This is a genomic window from Streptococcus sp. 1004_SSPC, from assembly GCF_001069025.1.
Taxonomy (GTDB): Bacteria; Bacillota; Bacilli; order Lactobacillales; family Streptococcaceae; genus Streptococcus; species Streptococcus vestibularis.
In genome coordinates this window covers 1-18890 of the sequence record NZ_JWGQ01000071.1, presented here as the reverse complement: position 1 = coordinate 18890, position 18890 = coordinate 1, and the positions used below count along the sequence as shown (strand labels likewise).

11 protein-coding genes and 1 pseudogene are annotated in these 18890 nt (G+C 41.2%); 1 reads left to right on the top strand and 11 read right to left on the bottom strand.

Annotation, left to right across the window (positions count from 1 at the left end):
- Positions 1-134: 134 nt before the first annotated feature.
- Together ADF62_RS05655 and ADF62_RS05650 are read right to left on the bottom strand one after the other, a co-directional pair.
- Positions 135-2003 carry an ABC transporter ATP-binding protein gene (locus ADF62_RS05655; RefSeq protein ID WP_003094319.1) on the bottom strand — a complete coding sequence of 623 codons (1869 nt, stop codon included), beginning with the start codon at positions 2001-2003 and terminating at the stop codon, positions 135-137.
- Entirely contained in the window at positions 1993-3738 is a 1746-nt protein-coding gene (locus ADF62_RS05650; protein WP_003094444.1) for an ABC transporter ATP-binding protein, read from the bottom strand. Before ADF62_RS05650 ends, ADF62_RS05655 begins: the two co-directional genes overlap by 11 nt.
- A 635-nt stretch (positions 3739-4373) precedes the next feature.
- Between ADF62_RS05650 and gshAB the strand changes: the two genes are divergently transcribed.
- The gene (gene gshAB, locus ADF62_RS05645; RefSeq protein WP_048788291.1) at positions 4374-6638 is read left to right on the top strand and encodes a bifunctional glutamate--cysteine ligase GshA/glutathione synthetase GshB; all 2265 of its coding nucleotides are present in this window, start codon (positions 4374-4376) and stop codon (positions 6636-6638) included.
- A 61-nt stretch (positions 6639-6699) separates the two neighbouring features.
- Here the strand turns inward: gshAB and ADF62_RS05640 are convergent, their stop codons facing one another.
- From ADF62_RS05640 to pulA, 9 genes and pseudogenes are all read right to left on the bottom strand, one after another.
- Complete coding sequence (locus ADF62_RS05640) at positions 6700-7338, bottom strand: hypothetical protein (RefSeq protein ID WP_048788290.1); 639 nt, start codon at positions 7336-7338, stop codon at positions 6700-6702.
- Positions 7277-8806, bottom strand: coding sequence for a DUF1310 family protein (locus ADF62_RS05635; RefSeq protein ID WP_048788289.1), 1530 nt, complete (start codon positions 8804-8806; stop codon positions 7277-7279). Before ADF62_RS05635 ends, ADF62_RS05640 begins: the two co-directional genes overlap by 62 nt.
- 105 nt (positions 8807-8911) lie before the next feature.
- Positions 8912-9472, bottom strand: a complete 561-nt coding sequence (locus tag ADF62_RS05630; RefSeq protein ID WP_048788288.1) for a GNAT family N-acetyltransferase — start codon at positions 9470-9472, stop codon at positions 8912-8914.
- Between the two features lie 71 nt (positions 9473-9543).
- A pseudogene (locus tag ADF62_RS05625) lies at positions 9544-10347 on the bottom strand (glycogen/starch/alpha-glucan phosphorylase); the annotation flags it as partial.
- A gap of 212 nt (positions 10348-10559) precedes the next feature.
- Entirely contained in the window at positions 10560-11990 is a 1431-nt protein-coding gene (glgA, locus tag ADF62_RS05620; RefSeq protein ID WP_048788286.1) for a glycogen synthase GlgA, read from the bottom strand.
- On the bottom strand, positions 11987-13123 hold the full coding sequence (glgD, locus tag ADF62_RS05615) for a glucose-1-phosphate adenylyltransferase subunit GlgD (RefSeq protein WP_003094229.1): 1137 nt from the start codon (positions 13121-13123) through the stop codon (positions 11987-11989). The genes glgA and glgD overlap by 4 nt, the downstream gene beginning before the upstream one ends.
- The gene (locus tag ADF62_RS05610) at positions 13113-14255 is read right to left on the bottom strand and encodes a glucose-1-phosphate adenylyltransferase (protein WP_003093857.1); all 1143 of its coding nucleotides are present in this window, start codon (positions 14253-14255) and stop codon (positions 13113-13115) included. The genes glgD and ADF62_RS05610 overlap by 11 nt, the downstream gene beginning before the upstream one ends.
- Before the next feature lie 190 nt (positions 14256-14445).
- Positions 14446-16326 carry a 1,4-alpha-glucan branching protein GlgB gene (glgB, locus tag ADF62_RS05605; protein ID WP_048788285.1) on the bottom strand — a complete coding sequence of 627 codons (1881 nt, stop codon included), beginning with the start codon at positions 16324-16326 and terminating at the stop codon, positions 14446-14448.
- Positions 16327-16497: 171 nt separating this feature from the next.
- Positions 16498-18693 (bottom strand): type I pullulanase, encoded by a 2196-nt coding sequence (gene pulA, locus ADF62_RS05600; protein WP_048788284.1) that lies wholly within the window; start codon positions 18691-18693, stop codon positions 16498-16500.
- Positions 18694-18890: the final 197 nt, after the last annotated feature.

Sequence of the window (18890 nt, the reverse complement as noted above, 5' to 3'; positions counted from 1 at the left end):
GCCTGGACGCACACGGTATAGAAGAAGTTGAGATTTAAGAAATCAAATCTGTTGTTTTTATAAGAAAAGTCTCAAAAGAAACCTTTTCTTCATATGCAAAAAAGAACTCAGGCAAAACCTGAGTTCTTTTAATGTTAATCAATTTCAAGACCACCAGTATAGAGTCGGTAGTAGGTACCACCTTGTTCCATAAGGGTATCATGATCACCACGTTCAATGATACGTCCATGATCCATAACCATGATAACGTCAGAGTTAACGATGGTTGAAAGACGGTGGGCGATAACGAAGACCGTACGCCCTTCCATAAGTCGGTCCATCCCCTCTTGTACCATTTTTTCAGTACGAGAGTCAATCGAAGATGTCGCTTCATCAAGGATGAGAACCGGTGCATTGGCAAGAGCAGCACGCGCAATGGCAATCAGCTGACGTTGTCCGTTAGACAAGCCTGCGCCATCATCTGTAAGAACAGTGTCGTAACCATTGTCCAAATGTTCCACAAAGGAATCCACGTTAGCAATACGAGCAGCTTCAAGAATTTCCTCGCGAGTCGCATCCGCACGGCCGTAGGCAATATTTTCAGCGATAGTCCCTGTGAAGAGATGTGTATCTTGAAGTACGATACCAAGTGATCGACGAAGAGAATCTTTTTCAATCAGCTTCACATCGATACCATCATAAGTAATCACACCAGATTGGATGTCGTAGAAACGATTGATCAAGTTAGTAATCGTCGTCTTACCTGCACCCGTCGCACCAACAAAGGCAACCTTTTGTCCCTTGTCTGCATAAAGATTAACGTCATGAAGGATTTGTTTCTTACCATCGTAAGAGAAATCAACGTCTTGGAAGACCACATTTCCGACCAACTCGGCCAACTCGTAGTCGCCATTTGGACGTGGGTGCTTCCAAGCCCAGTGGTTGGTTTTCTTGTCTGTCACAACCATTTGACCGTCTACCAATTCGTAGTTGACCAAAGTGACCTTACCTTGGTCAACTTCTTCTGCTTCATCCAACAGGTCAAAGATACGGTCTGCACCAGCAAGTGCCATAAGAACAAAGTTAAGTTGTTGAGACACCTGAGTAATAGGACCATTGAAGGAGCGGTTCAATTGCAGGAAGGCCATGAGGCCACCGATAGTCAAACCACCGACACCATTGAGGGCAAAGACCCCACCAACCAAGGCAGTCAAAACAAAGGAAACATTTCCTAAGTTCCCAAGAATGGGCATGAGAACATTAGCATAGCGATTGGCCAAGTATGATGATTGGAAAAGTTGTTCATTAATCTTATCAAAGTCAGCCATGCTTTCTTCTTCATGAACAAAAGCCTTAACTACCTTTTGACCTGACATCATTTCTTCGATAAAACCATTCTCAATCCCTAGGTTCTTTTGTTGTTCACCGAAGTAACGGCCTGATTTGGAGGATACATTTTTAATAACCATAAACATGATACCTACCATGACCAGAACCACGATAAAAAGGAGAGGACTCACGGTAAGCATGGTTACTGTCACACCGATAATGGTAATGGCTGTTTGTAGCAACTGTGGAATAGATTGTTCAATGGCCTGACGGAGGGCATCGATGTCGTTGGTATAGATTGACATGATGTCACCGTGTTTATGAGTGTCAAAGTAACGAACAGGGAGCTTTTGCATACGAGCAAAGAGCTGATTACGAAGGGAACGTAGGGAATCTTGTGAAATCGTCGCCATGAGGAGGGAAGCCACATAGTTGGCAACCACACCGATAAGACAAAAGACCCCAACTGAAGTCAAGAAACGTAACAATGGCCCAAAGTCATGGCTACCCGATTTGAGCATGGGTTGAACGTAAACGTCCACCAAGGACTGAATTGAAGCCGTCAAATTAACCGTTGCCAAAGAAGCTACAACGATAAGGACAAAAGAGATACTAAGTGAAAGCTTGTAGTCTTGCCACAAAAAGCGTAGCAGTCGTGCTAGTGAGCCCCAGCTGGCTTTTTTCTTATTCTGCATCTGCTACTCCTTTCCCTTGTGTTTGCATCTTGTAAACCTCACGATATATGGCATTATTAGCCACCAAGTCGTCATGCGTACCAATAGCATCGATACGACCGTCATCCATAACAACGATACGGTCCGAATCTTGAATAGATGAAATCCGTTGACCAATAATGATTTTAGTCGTTTCCTTAAGACTTGACGTAAAACCTTGACGAATCAAACTATCTGTCTTAGTATCAACCGCTGATGTTGAATCATCCAGAATCAAAATTTTCGGATTCATGAGGAGGGCACGTGCGATACAAAGACGTTGACGTTGTCCCCCTGAGACATTGGCTCCACCACGTTCAATCTTGGTGTTATAGCCATCCTTAAACTCTTGGATAAATTCATCAGCTTGGGCAATCTTACAAGCTTCAATGATTTCCTCATCTGTCGCCTGTTTATTTCCCCAACGCATATTTTCCTTAATGGTTCCTGAAAAAAGGACATTGGTTTGAAGAACCATGGCAACTTGCTTACGCAAGCTATCCAAATCATAATCCTTAACATCGTGATCAGCAACCTTAACTTGACCTGCTTCCACATCATAAAGGCGAGGAATAAGCTGAACCAAGCTTGATTTACCCGAACCCGTTCCACCAAGGATACCAATAACTTCACCAGACTTAATATCCAAAGTGATATCTTTGAGGACATGGGTCTTGTCACCATTTTCATCCGTGTATGAGAAATCCACATGATCAAAGCTGATAGAACCATCTGCAACTTCTGTTAAACCATTTTCAGGTGAAACAATGGTTGAATCAGTGTTAAGCACTTCATTGATGCGCTCTACAGAGGCCATAGAGATAGACAACATGACAAAGATCATCATGAACATCATGAGTGACATAAGGATGGTCATGGTGTAACTGAACATCGAAGTCAATTCCCCTGTAGTTAAGCTACCACCAACGATGAGATGGGCACCAAACCAGGAAATCATGAGGAAGGACGCGTACATAGACAACATCATGGCTGGATTAGATATGATAACTACACGAATGGCACGCATAAACATCTTGTAAATACGACGTGAGGCCTTCTTGAACTTATCTGTCTCTTCCTGCTCCTTAACGTAGGACTTAACCACACGCATGTTGGTAATATTTTCCTTGATACTGTTGTTAAGGTTGTCATAAGCCTCAAATACTTGAGTAAAAAGAGGATATACGATTTTGGTAATAATGGCCAAAACCAGACCAAGGAAGAGTGTTACGCCAACGAAAATCCAAGCCATCTGACCATTGATGAGGAAACTAGCAGTAATGGCGAAAATCAGGTTGAGTGGGGCACGCACACAGATGCGGATAATCATTTGATAAGAGTTCTGAACGTTGGTAACATCAGTCATCATACGCGTTACCAGACCACCAGCTGAGAATTTATCGATATTTTCAAAAGAGAAGTTTTGAACCTTTTTGAAAATGGCTTGACGTAGATTCTTGGCAAATCCAGCAGAGGCAAAGGCTGCATAGCGTGCCGACTGCATACCACAGAAAAGCGACAGGAAGGCGCAGACCAACATGAGGCCACCATAGAGCCAAATGTTAGACATGTTAGATTGCTGGACACCTTTGTCCAAAAGATTGGCCATAACAAAGGGAATGGAAATCTCAAACATAACTTCTAGCGTCATGAAGAGGGACGCTAGGATTGAGGGTTTCTTGTATTCCTTTATCTGGGCGATCAGGGTTTGAAACATAATTACCTCCGTTTTTTATTGTTTTTTTGATATTTTTCTTTTTTGATGCTTTCTTAAGTGATGGCGGACATCAGCGACCGACTCAGTCGTTCCATGACTAGTTATCGAGCCAAAGTCTCGATAACTCCGCTTCCTATAACTGCTTCTGCAGTTATAGGAATATCATCATGGTGAAAGCATCACTGTTGGGCAGAGCGAACTGTCGAATCGCGAGCAATTCGAACAAGTGCAAATAGATTCCGGATGAGCCCTACCACGACGAAAAATATCATCTGCTCTAGGCAGAGAGAAACTTAAAACCAAGAGTCTTATTGCTCATGCTTTATTTATAAAAGAACGGCTAGACCCTTTTTGAGAGCATACAAAAGCCCCTGAGGGCAGACCCTAGGGATTTTTTCGTTCTCATATATATGTCATTAGTATAGGTTAAATTGAGTAAAATTGCAAGCATAATATCATTTCACTAACATTTGTAAATATTTTATGATATTTGATAAAAATATCGCTCTAAATCCTGCTCATTTTTCACAAACTTATCATAAATGTTCGTAAACTACAACTAAACGTAGCAGAAATTTGTTTTCTGTCCCTATTTATAATAGACTAACACTAACATTAGATGAAAAGGTGACTCTATGACCATAAACCAACTATTTCAAAAACTGGAGGCTACCAGTCCTATTCTCCAAGCTAATTTTGGAATTGAGCGCGAAAGTCTTCGTGTCAATAGACAGGGAAAATTAGCACATACGCCTCACCCTTCCTGTCTAGGGGCTCGTAGTTTCCATCCCTATATTCAAACAGATTTTTGTGAGTTTCAGATGGAACTCATCACACCAGTCGCTAAATCTACCACTGAGGCTCGTCGATTTCTTGGAGCCATTACCGATGTAGCTGGACGTTCCATCAGTAAAGATGAACTTCTCTGGCCCTTGTCCATGCCTCCTCGTATTAAGGCCCAAGAAATCCAAGTCGCCCAACTGGAAAATGAATTCGAACGCCATTATCGTAACTATTTGGCCGAAAAATACGGAACTAAACTACAAGCTATCTCAGGTATCCACTATAATATGGAACTAGGGGAGGATTTGGTTGAGGCCCTATTCAAAGAAAGTGACCAGACTGACATGATTACTTTCAAAAACGCCCTCTACCTTAAGCTGGCTCAGAACTATTTGCGCTACCGTTGGGTGATTACTTATCTCTTTGGTGCTGCACCTGTTGCTGAGCAAGGCTTCTTCGACCAAGAAGTGCCAGAACCCGTGCGTTCCTTCCGAAACAGCGACCATGGTTATGTCAATAAGGAAGAAATCCAAGTATCCTTTTCAAGCCTAGAGGACTATGTCTCTGCCATCGAAAACTATATCGAACAAGGTGATTTGATTGCGGAGAAGGAATTTTACTCGGCTGTTCGTTTCCGCGGACAAAAGGTTAATCGCTCCTTCCTTGACAAGGGAATCACCTACCTGGAATTCCGTAACTTCGACCTTAACCCCTTTGAGCGTATCGGAATTAGCCAAGATACCATGGATACGGTTCACTTGCTCCTTTTAGCTTTCCTATGGCTAGATGCCCCTGAAAATGTTGACCAAGCTCTTACTCAAGGTCACGCGCTAAATGAGAAAATTGCCCTCTCTCATCCTTTAGAACCTCTACCTTCTGAAGCTGAAACTCAGAACATTACGACAGCTCTGGACCAACTGGTGCAACATTTTGGGCTTGGTGATTATCATCAAGGTTTGGTCAAACAAGTGAAAGATGCCTTTGCGGATCCTAGTCAGACACTAGCTGCTCAACTACTTCCTCATATCAAAGACAAGTCCCTTGCTGACTTTGCCCTCGACAAGGCTCTTGCCTATCACGATTATGACTGGACTGCCCACTATGCTCTTAAGGGTTATGAGGAGATGGAACTTTCTACTCAGATGTTGCTCTTTGATGCCATTCAAAAAGGGATTCATTTTGAAATCCTAGATGAGCAGGATCAATTCCTTAAACTCTGGCATAAAGATCATGTTGAGTACGTCAAAAATGGTAACATGACCTCAAAAGACAACTATGTAGTACCTCTTGCCATGGCTAATAAAACCGTGACCAAAAAAATCCTGGCTGATGCTGGTTTCCCTGTTCCCGCTGGCGACGAATTTACCAGTCTGGAACAAGGTCTAGCTTATTATCCTCTTATCAAGGACAAGCAAATTGTAGTCAAACCAAAATCAACCAACTTTGGTCTGGGAATTTCCATTTTCCAAGAACCTGCTAGTCTTGACAACTATCAAAAAGCCCTTGAAATTGCTTTCGCAGAAGATACAGCTGTCCTTGTTGAAGAATTTATTCCAGGAACCGAATACCGTTTCTTCATTCTAGATGGGCGTTGTGAGGCTGTCCTCCTTCGTGTCGCTGCCAATGTTGTCGGTGATGGCAAACACACCATTCGTGAATTAGTCGCTCAGAAAAATGCCAACCCATTGCGAGGCCGTGATCACCGATCACCTCTGGAAATCATTGAGCTAGGAGACATCGAACAACTGATGTTGACTCAGCAAGGTTATACCCCTGATGATATTCTCCCAGAAGGGAAAAAGGTCAATCTCCGCCGTAACTCCAACATCTCTACGGGTGGTGACTCTATTGATGTCACTGAGACTATGGATTCCTCTTACCAAGAACTTGCTGCAGCTATGGCGACTAGCATGGGGGCCTGGGCTTGCGGGGTTGACCTCATCATTCCAGATAAAACTCAGCCTGCTAGCAAGGAAAAACCTCATTGCACTTGTATCGAGCTCAACTTTAACCCTTCTATGTATATGCACACCTACTGTGCTGAAGGCCCTGGACAAGCTATTACTCCAAAAATCCTAGACAAGCTTTTTCCAGAAGTTGCCACAAGTCAAACCTAAAACCTAATTCTTAGGAACAAACAAACCACCTTTATCTCAAGATAAAGGTGATTTTGCTTTATTAACCAAACTCTCCTGCTTCTTCCTCAGGATGCGTTTCCATGTACTGGATGTGCTCTATATAGGCATCTTGAGCCTGGTTGAAGGCTTCCTGATCACTATATGGATAATCTATATAAAAAAGGTCCCGCCAGCCATTAAAGGTTTGGCTATTGTAAAAACCTTGAATCTTAGTCGGAAGGAAATCCTTGTTGTAGCTGATGCGCAGCTTAAGTAAGGTCTTATCCTGAAACTGAGTGATGATACTGTTGGAGGTTTCTTGACCTTCCAGACTAGACCAAACGTTATGCAGAACAATGTCCTGACTATAGTGATTAGCCTTGATGCGATTTTTGTCCACTGGGAACTTCTGGGTGGCCTCTAAAAGGTAGGACACCTCGCCCTGAAAATAAACCTCAATGGTCAAATCTCCAAGGCTGGAGCCATATAACAGGCCAGCCTTAATAGCAATGTTTGATCCAAAAAGTCTTTGGCCAGCCACATCAAAGGACATCCCTTCATCCTGCCCGTAGAGCTTGATGGCATAAGCATCCCTTACACGATAGAAATTTTTAGCAATAAGAACATTATCTAGGGTCTCAGTCTTTTTTGGCTCTACCTTGGGGCTTGTAGGTTTCTTGGTAAAAGCTGTCAAACCCATTGAGCACAAGATTAGAACGAATATAATCAAGGTAAGCATTGTAGACCTGGAGCCGGTCTTCAGCTTTAACTTGTCTCCATGTTTCAAGGTCTTTCAAGCCTCCTTTTTTAACAATATCAGCATAGCGCCCACCGTTTAAGACATTCTTGGCATTTTTCCACTTTCTTACCATCTTGCGTCTAATCGCATTGTCAGCAGGGTGACGAACGTCAAGATAGGTATGGCTATTATTGAGATAGGCCGGTAAATCAGCATTCAAGCCCTTAGACAGCCCATAATTAGCAGAATCCGTATCGGCAATGTCAGCACCATCTTCAATCTTGTAATGCTTAGGATTAGAGTCGATGCTACCGTCTTTCCTTTTCTTGTAAACATTCCACTCAGAAACAAATTTCCCTGTATCCATATTGACAATAAATTCAATAAAGCGGGAATTGCTGACACCGTAAGATCCCATGACACTGGTCTGAGGTAGCTGAATTTTCATGTTCTCTGGATAGGTAAAGTCTCCCAAACTTCGATTATGATAGGAAGCACCTGTAGTATAATCCAGATGAATCTTCCTGTCCTTGCTGTAGGCCAGAAGCTTGTCTAAATCCGTCTTACCCTTGTAGTTGGCCCTAATATAGTCCATTGACTGCTTATCAATCCATGACCTAAAAAGGTGGAGCTTGATACCCAACTCATCCTCGCCCAGTCCTAAATCCGTCTGATAAGTCTCCATAATAGCTTCGCGGAAGTAACTGTAAAAAGGGCTGGTTGGCTCAAGTTTCTTGGAAAATTTATAACCTGACTTCCCTAATTGAAGGAACTGGTACTTATCCACATAAACCTGCATGTGAGTCATAACCAAATTGAGCTTGTCATGATTAGGGAGTTGAGAAGCTTGGAAAAAGGCTGTATAGGTATCTGAGCCCACTTCCTTACTTTCTTGATCGATTTTTTGCAGAACTTTATCCAACTGGTTCAAAGAAGTCTTCTTCATCTTACTTCTGACCTGAGCCACATAGGCCGGTTTAATACCTTGATCCCAGTGATCACGAGTTATAATAGCATCTACCTTTTGCGAAATTAAGGTCAACCGTTTCTGATAAGTCTCAGCCTCCAAAGCCAGTTTCAAAGCCTTTGACGGAGTCGCTTCAACCACGGATAAATCACCATAAATATCGGCCTTAAGGACAAGATTTACCTGCATATCATAGGAATGATTAATATGGAGAGCTAGACGAATCTTCCCGTTTTCCTTCCTAACTGACAGGGGATCGAGTTGATAGGATTGAATGACCCCAGCTCGACTCAGAGCCAGTTTGTCTAGATTTTCAAGAGAATCCTGATAAATATAGGAAATCTCGGGATCATTGACCTTTGTGACCAAGTATTGGTTTTGATGCCGATCAAAAACCACAAGACCAAGTATGAGGATTACAGTCAGAGCACTTGCCAAGTACTGTAAAATTACTTTCTTCATAGTACTTCCATTATAGCATAGGAGGACAAAATATTCTGAAAACGATTGGCAAAAGCTGAAAACAAATGAAAAACAGGCCAAATAGTACCTGTTTAACTCAATTTTTTATAAATCACTCAAGCAACGATGTTTAATACTGAAGTCAAAATAAGCATTTTCCTGAAGCTTATAAAATATCTCTCTGTAGGCTTCTTCGTCAAAGTGATCTCCACGATAGAGAATCTCAAAACTCAAACCCTCATACTCCAAGAAAGCATTGGACGTCTTGAAACCATTACGCTTATAGAAATCCCAACGCGCCGCTCGTTGTTCTGGATTGTCATTGGGTTCATCCAAACGCTCAACTTCTAAAACCATAGAACGAGATGGACCATAAAACTCTACCAGTTTATCAATAATCTCACTTCCGTAGCCATGACTCCGCATTTGAGGGACAATGGCAAAGAAACTCACATAAAAAACTTTGGCATTGTATAGAACTGAGGCAAATCCAACAAAATCATCCTCGTCATAAAAGGCAAAGAAATGATAATCATCACGACCATCTAGTTGTAAGAACTCACTCAAAGGAATACGTTCTTCTTCTGGAAAGGCCTCATTGTTTAGACGCTCCACCCTATCTAAGTCTGGAAACTCCTTGGTAATTAATTGGCTACGTAAAGCCATAAAATTCCCTCCTTTTTGATGCTCATACCTATAGGTCATTATAACATTCTAGAAGACGGTTGCAAGTTTCGAGAACTAAGGTTGGGATAAAGAATGGCTGTAATATCTTTCACACGACGGCGAGCTTCCAATGTTGGGTAATCCAACTCATATTCTTCAGGAATTTCAACATCCCAAAGACGAAGGTTGTTAATCACACCATTTTGGTAACCAATTTGTGGCACATCGTAAGGCACAGCGCGAAGAACTTGAGCGTTCTTATAAGTTGGAACGAAGCTACCTTCTTCATTGCTTTCAAGGACAACATCACCGAAGAGTTTCACATCAACGATATCATGGTCTTTACGTATTTCCCAAACATTCCCTGTTGAGCCAAACCAACTATCTGGCAATTCAACTTGATAACCATCAACAATACGTTGTTTGAAAAGTCCATAACGGTAACGAAGACCATTACCAAAACCTGGGTAACCAGTAGTCGCAAGTGAATCCATGAAGGCAGCAGCCAAACGACCAAGACCGCCATTACCAAGTGCCATGTCATGCTCAGCTTCTACTACTTCACGGAAGTCGATATCAAGTTCTGCGAAACCTTCTTTAACAAGGTCAAGAATACCTAGGTTGAGGAGGTTAGTTTCCAACATACGACCTGGAAGTAATTCGATTGAGAAGTAGAAAGCAATCTTTTCTTGATTGTCTGAAAGTGCATGCTTACGTTCAATCCATGTGTCAGTGTAATACTTACGAATCAAACCAGCCAAGGCTGTGAAGATTTCGGTTGGTGTAGCCTTAGCTACTCTAATCAACTGTTCTTGGTGGAGCGTATCTTTAAAATCACGGATAAATTGTCCTTTTGTTAAATTTTCGAATTGCATAGAAATCCTTTCTTATACTTCTATACCTTTGATAGACATCTTATAGGGTAAATAATAGGATAAGGGGGAATTATACTTCTAGAGCGCCTCTCTCATTTGCTTTAGCAACAAGATTTGGGCGACTATCTTGTTTTTTCTAACTGCAGTTACAGCGCTTTTAAACTTTTTTACATGAAAATAACTTTTCCCTTTCGAGAAAAGTTACCTTTGTATTACACTAATTGTTTATACAAATCAACATATGCCAAACTTGCTGTATCCCATGAGAAATCACGAGTCATAGCATTGTGCTGGAGTTGTTTCCAAGAATCAGCATTATTTTTGTACACATCGAGAGCTTTTTCAAGGATTTGAACCATCCAGTAACCTGAAAAGTTACCAAATGAGAAGCCTGTACCTGAGCCTGTCACAGGGTTGTATGGTTCAACAGTATCACGAAGACCACCAACCTCACTAACTACTGGCAAGGTACCATAACGCATAGACATCATTTGTGAGAGCCCACATGGTTCAAAAGCTGAAGGCATAAGGAAAATGTCACAACCAGCATAAATTTGTTGAGCCAACTCTAGGTTGAAGGTAATGTTGGCAGACATTTTCTCTGGATAAGCATGACCAAACCAAGAGAAAGAATTCTCGTAACCACTGTAACCAGTACCCAAAAGAACAATCTGAACATCATGTTGCAAAATATTGTGAAGTTCGTTAACCACCAAATCGAAACCTTTTTGATCAGTCAAACGTGACACAATACCAATCAATGGAACATCTTCACGAACTGGGAGGCCAACACGCTCTTGAAGAGCTGCCTTGTCTTTGGCTTTACCTGACAAATCATCCACTGAGAAATGATAAGGAATGTGAATATCTGTTTCTGGATCAAGGAGGTCTGTATCGATACCATTAACAATACCAGACAACTTACCAGATTCCATCCGCATGATTTGATCAAGACCTTTACCAAATTCAGGTGTTTGAATTTCACCAGCATAAGATGGAGAAACTGTTGTTACACGATCTGCGTAAAGAACGGCGGCTTTCATCCAGTTAAGGCAGTCATTCCAACGGAGCGTACCGTCTGCATAACGCTCGTAACCAACACCGAAGATTTCCCAAAGCATACCACTGTCAAATTGACCTTGGAACTCAATATTATGGATAGTGAAGACCGTCTTAATACCTTGGTAAGCTTGAATCCAATGGTATTTTTCCTTAAGAAGGAATGGTATCATGGCTGTGTGGTAGTCATGAACATGAAGAATGTCTGGAATAAAGTCCACTTTTTCCATCAACTCAAGGGCAGCCATTTGGAAGAAACCAAAACGCTCACCATCATCCCACTCACCGTATACCGTACCTCGGTTGAAATACTGCTCATTATCAATGAAGAAGAAGGTCACACCATCACGAACAATTTTCTTGATACCGACATATTGACGTCGCCAACCAACATTTGTATAGAAGAAGCCAAGGTCTTCAACTTGATTGCCAAATTTAGCCGAAACCACATCATAATATGGGAGAATTACGGCTACTTCGTGACCATTTTTGACTAGAGATTTAGGAAGAGCACCGATAACGTCACCCAAACCGCCAGTTTTAGCAAAAGGTGCCCCCTCTGCTGCTACAAATAAAATTTTCATCGTACAATATCCTCTGTTACAACGCTACCTTTTTTGATGACAACTGGATTGTTTTCTGTACCTCGAATCGTAACACCTTCGGCGATTTCAACATCTTTATCCACAATAGCATATTTAACTGTTGCACCTTTAGCAACTTTAACACGTGGGAAGATAATTGAATGGTTAACACTAGATCCTTCAGATAAGTAAACATTACGTGAAATCACTGAGTTCTCAACTTTACCTCGTACGATCGAACCAGATGCAAATTGTGAAACCTTAACTTCAGAAGAGTCTGCATAATATGTTGGCTCTTCATTTTTAACTTTTGTATAAACTTTTTGGTTTGGTGCAAAAAGTGAATAGAATTTTTGTGATTCCAACATATCCAAATTGGCATCAAAGTACGATTTCACTGAGTGGATATTTGAAAGGTAACCAGTGTGCTCGTAAGCAAAAGCATTCTCAGCAACTGCCAAATCACGAAGCACATAACGAAGCTTACGTGGCTCTTCTTTAGCAGCTTCTTCTTCCAATTTTTCAATCAAGAATGGTGTATCCACGACAAATATGTCTATAGACATATTGTAAACTTCTTTATCCCCACCCTGGAAGAGCTCATGCTTAAGCACTTTATCAGATTCATCAATATCCAAAATGCTGTTTACATCTGAAATGAGTTCTTTAGGAAGTTTTTTGTAGACTACAGTAACTTTTTGTTTTGTTACATTGTGAAGGTGGAAAACTTGGTTAAGATCAATGTTGACCAAAACATCACTATTAAGAGCTACAGTCTGGTCTGAGCCTGAACGTTTAAGGTAGGTCAAAATTTGATGATAGTATTCTTTATCAACAGTTGAACTATCAACTGGAGTATTGTAGATACCAAGATAGTAGTGGCTGAGGAGAGTAGACAAGCCCCACTCACGACCTGAACGAATATGGTCGAAGACAGAACTAATGTTTTCGTTTTGGAAGATTCCGAAGACGCTACGGATACCGGCATTAGCCAAGTTAGACAACGGGAAGTCGATGAGGCGATATTTTCCACCAAATGGTAGGCTGGCAATAGGACGTTGATCAGTCAAGCCATCCATGTCATGGAATCCTACGGTATTTCCTAGAATTGCAGAATATTTATCAATCTTCATCTTTTGATACCCCCACTACTTCATTGTATCCTACGACTTGCACTTCCTCTGTACCGTCAATTTCCACACCATCAGAAACGTGTGCACCTTCACCGATAATAGCACGTTTAATTTTTGCACCTTTACCAATAACTGCACCGCTCATAATCACTGAATCTTCAACGACTGCCCCTTCACGAATTTGTGCATTTGTTGAAAGCACAGAATGCTTAACAGTTCCATCAACCAAACAGCCATCAACAACGAGTGAATCTTCAACCTGAGCATGTTCACCAAAGAAGTTTGGTGTAGCAATCACGTTACGTGAGTAAATTTTCCATTGACGGTTACGACTATCCAAGGCATTTTCAGGAGAAATGTACTCCATGTTTGCTTCCCAAAGGGATTCGATAGTACCTACGTCTTTCCAATAGCCTTCAAATTCATAAGCATAGACGCTTTCACCTGTTTTAAGATAAGCTGGGATAACGTTTTTACCAAAGTCTGACATACCAACTGCATTCTTTTCAGCTGAAACTAACATATTACGAAGACGTTTCCAGTCAAAGATGTAAATACCCATTGATGCTTTCGTAGATTTAGGATTTTCAGGTTTTTCTTCGAACTCAACAATACGGTTATTAGCATCAGTGTTCATGATACCGAAACGGCTAGCTTCTTTAAGTGGCACATCTAGAACGGCGACTGTAAGACTTGCGTTGTTGTCTTTGTGAGATTGGAGCATATCGTCATAGTCCATCTTGTAAATATGGTCACCAGACAAAATCAAAACATATTCAGGATTGATGCTATCGATATAGTCAATGTTTTGATAAATAGCGTGGCTGGTACCTTCAAACCAACGATTACCTTCGCTAGCTGAGTAAGGTTGAAGAATTGATACACCAGAGTTAACACCATCCAAGCCCCAGCTTGAACCATTACCGATATGATTATTCAAAGCAAGTGGTTGATACTGTGTAATGACACCTACATTGTTAATTCCTGAATTGGCACAGTTAGACAAACCAAAGTCAATGATACGGTAGCGTCCACCAAACTGAACAGCTGGTTTGGCAATACTTTGGGTCAATTTTCCAAGACGAGTTCCTTGCCCACCAGCAAGGATCAAAGCCAACATTTCATTTTTCATGAATAGTCCCCCTCATGATTTTTAGTTCCATCCTCAAAAGAATGTGAGACAATCAGTCAAAACTGATTATGACAATTAAAGTAGGTTTCTCAGTGTAGCAATAGTTTGAGCGCCAAAAAGCTTCTTTCAACCGCGACTTTCTTTCTATCATCCCTGAAAAACAAATCGTGTACACATTTACATCTAACCTTTATTTCAAGCGACGTTTAACACGCCAAATACTTGCTCCAAGAGCTGGCAATGTGAAGCTAAGAGTATTTTCATAATCCTTCCACTTCGCTTTTTGGGTACGGGTATCAGGATTTCCTTCCTTCCAGACACCACCGAACTCTTCCATCTCAGTGTTAAGGACTTCTTCGTAAATACCGGCAATTGGCAAGCCAATAGTGAACTCTTTACGTTCCACTGGAGTAAGATTGAAGACACAGACTAGGATATCCCCCTTATCACCTTTATCACCCTTACGGATAAAAGAAAGAACACTTTCAGCACGGTTATCCGCATCAATAATCTCAATACCATCGTAAGAATCATCAATCTGCCAGAGAGACTTGTGGTCCTTATAGAAAGCATTCATATGACTAGTGAAGGCCTGCATCTTCTGGTTCATCTCATCTTCAAGATTTCCCCATTCAAGTTGGTAATCATGTTTCCACTCTAAGAATTGACCAAATTCAGATCCCATGAAGAGCAATTTCTTACCTGGATGACAGAGTTGATAAGCGTAGAGGTTACGAAGACCAGCAAACTGATTGTATCGGTCGCCCCACATCTTATGCATCATACTCTTCTTACCATGTACCACCTCATCATGTGAGAATGGTAGAACATAGTTTTCATTGAAGCAATACATGAAACTGAAAGTCATCAGATTGAAATCATACTGACGGTAAACAGGGTCCTCCTCATAGAATCTTAAGATATCATTCATCCAACCCATATTCCATTTGAAGTCAAAGCCTAGACCACCTTCTTCAATAGGTTGTGTGATTGGCGTTGCTGCAGTTGATTCTTCCGCAACCATCATAACGTCTGGATAGCGTTTTTTAATTTCACGATTGAGTTTTTGAAGGAAGCCGTAACCTTCCAAGTTACGATTACCACCATCCTTGTTGGGCATCCATGGACCTTCATCATAGTCTAAATAGAGCATATTAGAAACTGCATCCACTCGGATACCATCGATATGATAATTCTCAATCCAATAAAGAGCGCTTGAAATAAGGAATGACTGTACTTGATTTTTTCCTAAGTCAAAGTTCAAGGCACCCCAACGATAATTATGAGCTCGATCGTGATCTTGATATTCAAATGTTGGTGTGCCATCGAAATAGGCCAAAGCATCGTCATTTTGTGTATAGTGACCTGGGACCCAGTCCACTAAGACACCGATATTATTCTGGTGACATGCTTCAACAAAATCTTGAAACTCTTCTGGTGTACCATAAGTATGCTCAAAAGCAAAGTAACCCATGAGCTGGTAACCCCAACTCATCCCTAATGGGTGAGCCATGAGTGGTAGAAATTCCACATGAGTATAATTCATCTTAACTAAATATGGTATCAACTCCTCTTTCAATTCCTTGAAAGTATAAGGCTGACCATCCTCTTTTAGTTTCCAAGACGATGCATGAACTTCATAGATATTTACCGGACGTTTTTGGAACCCAAATCGTTTGCGACACCCCATCCAAAGGCCATCTTTCCACTTCTTAGCTTTCTGCTTACGAATGACAGCTCCTGTTCCTGGGCGTGGTTCCAAATAAGTAGCAAAAGGATCCATCTTTTCAACTACTTGACCACCCTTACGTTTTACCAAGAACTTATAAAGTTGTCCTTCTTCAGGGAGAGATGAAGTCGCCTCCCAAACGCCGATATGGTTTTGAGTCATATCCAGAGGTGTATCAAACCAACCTGTGAAATCTCCTATTACCTGAATCTGCTCAGCATGAGGGGCCCACACACGGAAGACAAATCCTTCTTCTCCCTCCAATTCATGCACACCCAAATAATTCTGAAGGTGGAAGTTCTCACCTGTTCCAAACGTGTACATGGCTTCATCAAGATTCATACCATCACTCCTTCCTTAAACTCGTCTTGATAAGAGATATCAAGGCAGTAAAACATTGAAATTAATATATGTAAATACACCAGAAAACCCTTTACGATGATAGAGCTTTCAAGCCCACAAAAATCAAATATGTAAGCGTTTTCTATATTATATCATTTTTTGACTACTTTGTCAGTAAATCTCCAAATCTTTTTTCATATTATCGAACACTAAGGTTTCATCCAGTTTTCCAGAAATATGTAGTTCCACGATACCTGAAGAAAAGTCTGCTTTAGTCACGTAGAGATTATCATATATATCCGCATATGAACGATATGAAAATTCTGCTACTGTTTTCTTGCGTTCAATTAATTTGGCAATTTTATCAACCAATTCTTTCTTAAGAGTCACCTGATTCCAATCCACCCGATTTACCTCATCAGGGGCATTGTAGCTATTCATAGCACGCTGAACATCTGCTTCTGTGTAATTTCCATCTTCACCTGTTGCAACCATCTTACTACGCTGGAATTCTTGCCCTAATTGCATGAAACACATCCCCTGCATAGTCAGATTAAGAGCGTTAGCCAAGTAAATTCGTTTTTCAATATCCTCTGGCGAATCATGTGGATGCAGATGATGCATAAGATCATTCAAATTGTAATTGTCATGAGCTTCAATATAGTTGAGAACCTGACCTGGCATGAGGTAGTTTACAAAGCCACGGCTACCAAGTAAACTCTTAGCAATTTTGTCTTCTAAAGGAGCTCCGGACACATAACCATTGCTGATGTGTCCATAGACTTCTGCCCCTTTAACGGCATCACGCGCATTGTCATTGAAAAATCCGATTCTAGGCATCAAAGCTGCGTTATCCTTCTTGGCCTTTTGGTCCACAGGAAGACCAATCCCCATGTCCCATCCTTCACCGTAAATAAGAATCCTAGGATCTATATCATCCATGGCTGAACGAATGGCATTCATAGTAGCAACGTCATGCAAGCCCATAAGGTCAAAACGGAAACCATCCACTCCAAATTCTTCTGCCCAATAGGTCAAAGAATCAATCATATACTTGCGGTACATTTCTTTCTCACTAGCTGTTTCGTTCCCACAACCTGATCCATCTTGGAATGAACCATTGTCGTGCATACGATAATAATAAGCCGGTACTGCCAGTTGGAAAGGCGAACTATATGACGAATAGGTGTGGTTATAAACAACATCCATGATGACCCCAATACCCGCTTCATGGTAGACCTGAATCATCTTCTTAAGCTCCAAAATTGGTGCTAAGGGATTTTTTTGATCAACCGCAAACTGACGATCTGGAACATTGTAATTTTCAGGATCATATCCCCAGTTATAGAGAAGATTACCATTCTTATCATAGGTCTTGTGATGATCAAAGACCGGCTGTAACTGGACATAGTTATAACCCATGCGTTTGATATAATCAAAACCAGTCACATCCCCTTGGTCATTTTTAGTTCCTTTCTGGCAGGCACCCAGATAAGTCCCTCTATATGCTTTCTTAACACCTGATGTTTCTGAGATTGAGAAGTCTCGCAGATGCATCTCACAGATAACAGATGAGCAGGCGTTGGCATTACGCCAGTTGGCCTCTTGTCTTGTAACCTTCTGATACCCCTTAGGAACCAAACGCTCAGGGTTTACCACCAAGCTCTTTTTATTATTTAAGCTAAGGGCAATGCTATACGGATCTCTAGTATCTTGATAGAAACTCTCCTCATGGTAGACTCGAAACTGATAGGCTAACCCATCCAAATCCCCAGGGACAGAGACGCTCCAAACACCGTGTGTATTCATCTCGTGGCGATCCTTATTCACACTGGTTCCTCGGCTCATCTTAATCACCTTAGATTTTTTACTATCTTTTTTAAAAAGTAGTAGCTGCACACGCCGAGCTAGTGGCGCCCAAAGGCGAAACTCTGTGGAACCTTTTTCATACTTATGTCCTAACCAACCTTGAAATCCCCACTTTTGATCAAATTCCTGTCTACGAAGAGCCATATCAAAGGCATGCTGATCACGCCCTTCAAAACTATGACTCGTCATAGCAGCCTGTTTAGAATAATAAACAGTCGGGTCTCCTTCAACCACCCAAATAGCATTCGGGGCATCCCCCAAGAAACGTCTGATACGATAATCATGTGTCTGCTTTGACCAATCTTCCGTCTTAACCAAGAGATTGACATAGTCAATAAAACGATTAGCCGGAAAGGTGAGCTGACCCACCAGTCCAAAATCATCCTCACGAGAAAAATGGGCTTCTTCGCCCCAATAACCATCTAGCCACTTCCACATACTATATTTCGAATAGTCGCCATGCATACTATGAAAATGAACGGTTAATAAATTGTCCATTTAAAACTCCTTAAATCTTTATTACTCATTTTCCTTTTATTATAGCAAAAAACGTTCGTTTTGTAAGCGTTATTATGAAACAGTTTGACACTTTTTGATTTGTGTTAAACATAAAAAAGAATGAGAAAATTTGGCTCTATAATTTCTGTAGTGGGTAAAACCACTGTAGAGATTATGGAGCTTTTTGAATGCAGACA

Coding starts and splice junctions, on each gene's coding strand:
- ADF62_RS05655 (WP_003094319.1), bottom strand. CDS start 2,003: ATGCAGAATAAGAAAAAAGCCAGCTGGGGCTCACTAGCACGACTGCTA.
- glgB (WP_048788285.1), bottom strand. CDS start 16,326: ATGAATCTTGATGAAGCCATGTACACGTTTGGAACAGGTGAGAACTTC.
- ADF62_RS05640 (WP_048788290.1), bottom strand. CDS start 7,338: ATGGGTTTGACAGCTTTTACCAAGAAACCTACAAGCCCCAAGGTAGAG.
- ADF62_RS05610 (WP_003093857.1), bottom strand. CDS start 14,255: ATGAAAAATGAAATGTTGGCTTTGATCCTTGCTGGTGGGCAAGGAACT.
- ADF62_RS05650 (WP_003094444.1), bottom strand. CDS start 3,738: ATGTTTCAAACCCTGATCGCCCAGATAAAGGAATACAAGAAACCCTCA.
- gshAB (WP_048788291.1), top strand. CDS start 4,374: ATGACCATAAACCAACTATTTCAAAAACTGGAGGCTACCAGTCCTATT.
- glgD (WP_003094229.1), bottom strand. CDS start 13,123: ATGAAGATTGATAAATATTCTGCAATTCTAGGAAATACCGTAGGATTC.
- ADF62_RS05630 (WP_048788288.1), bottom strand. CDS start 9,472: ATGGCTTTACGTAGCCAATTAATTACCAAGGAGTTTCCAGACTTAGAT.
- ADF62_RS05635 (WP_048788289.1), bottom strand. CDS start 8,806: ATGAAGAAAGTAATTTTACAGTACTTGGCAAGTGCTCTGACTGTAATC.
- pulA (WP_048788284.1), bottom strand. CDS start 18,693: ATGGACAATTTATTAACCGTTCATTTTCATAGTATGCATGGCGACTAT.
- glgA (WP_048788286.1), bottom strand. CDS start 11,990: ATGAAAATTTTATTTGTAGCAGCAGAGGGGGCACCTTTTGCTAAAACT.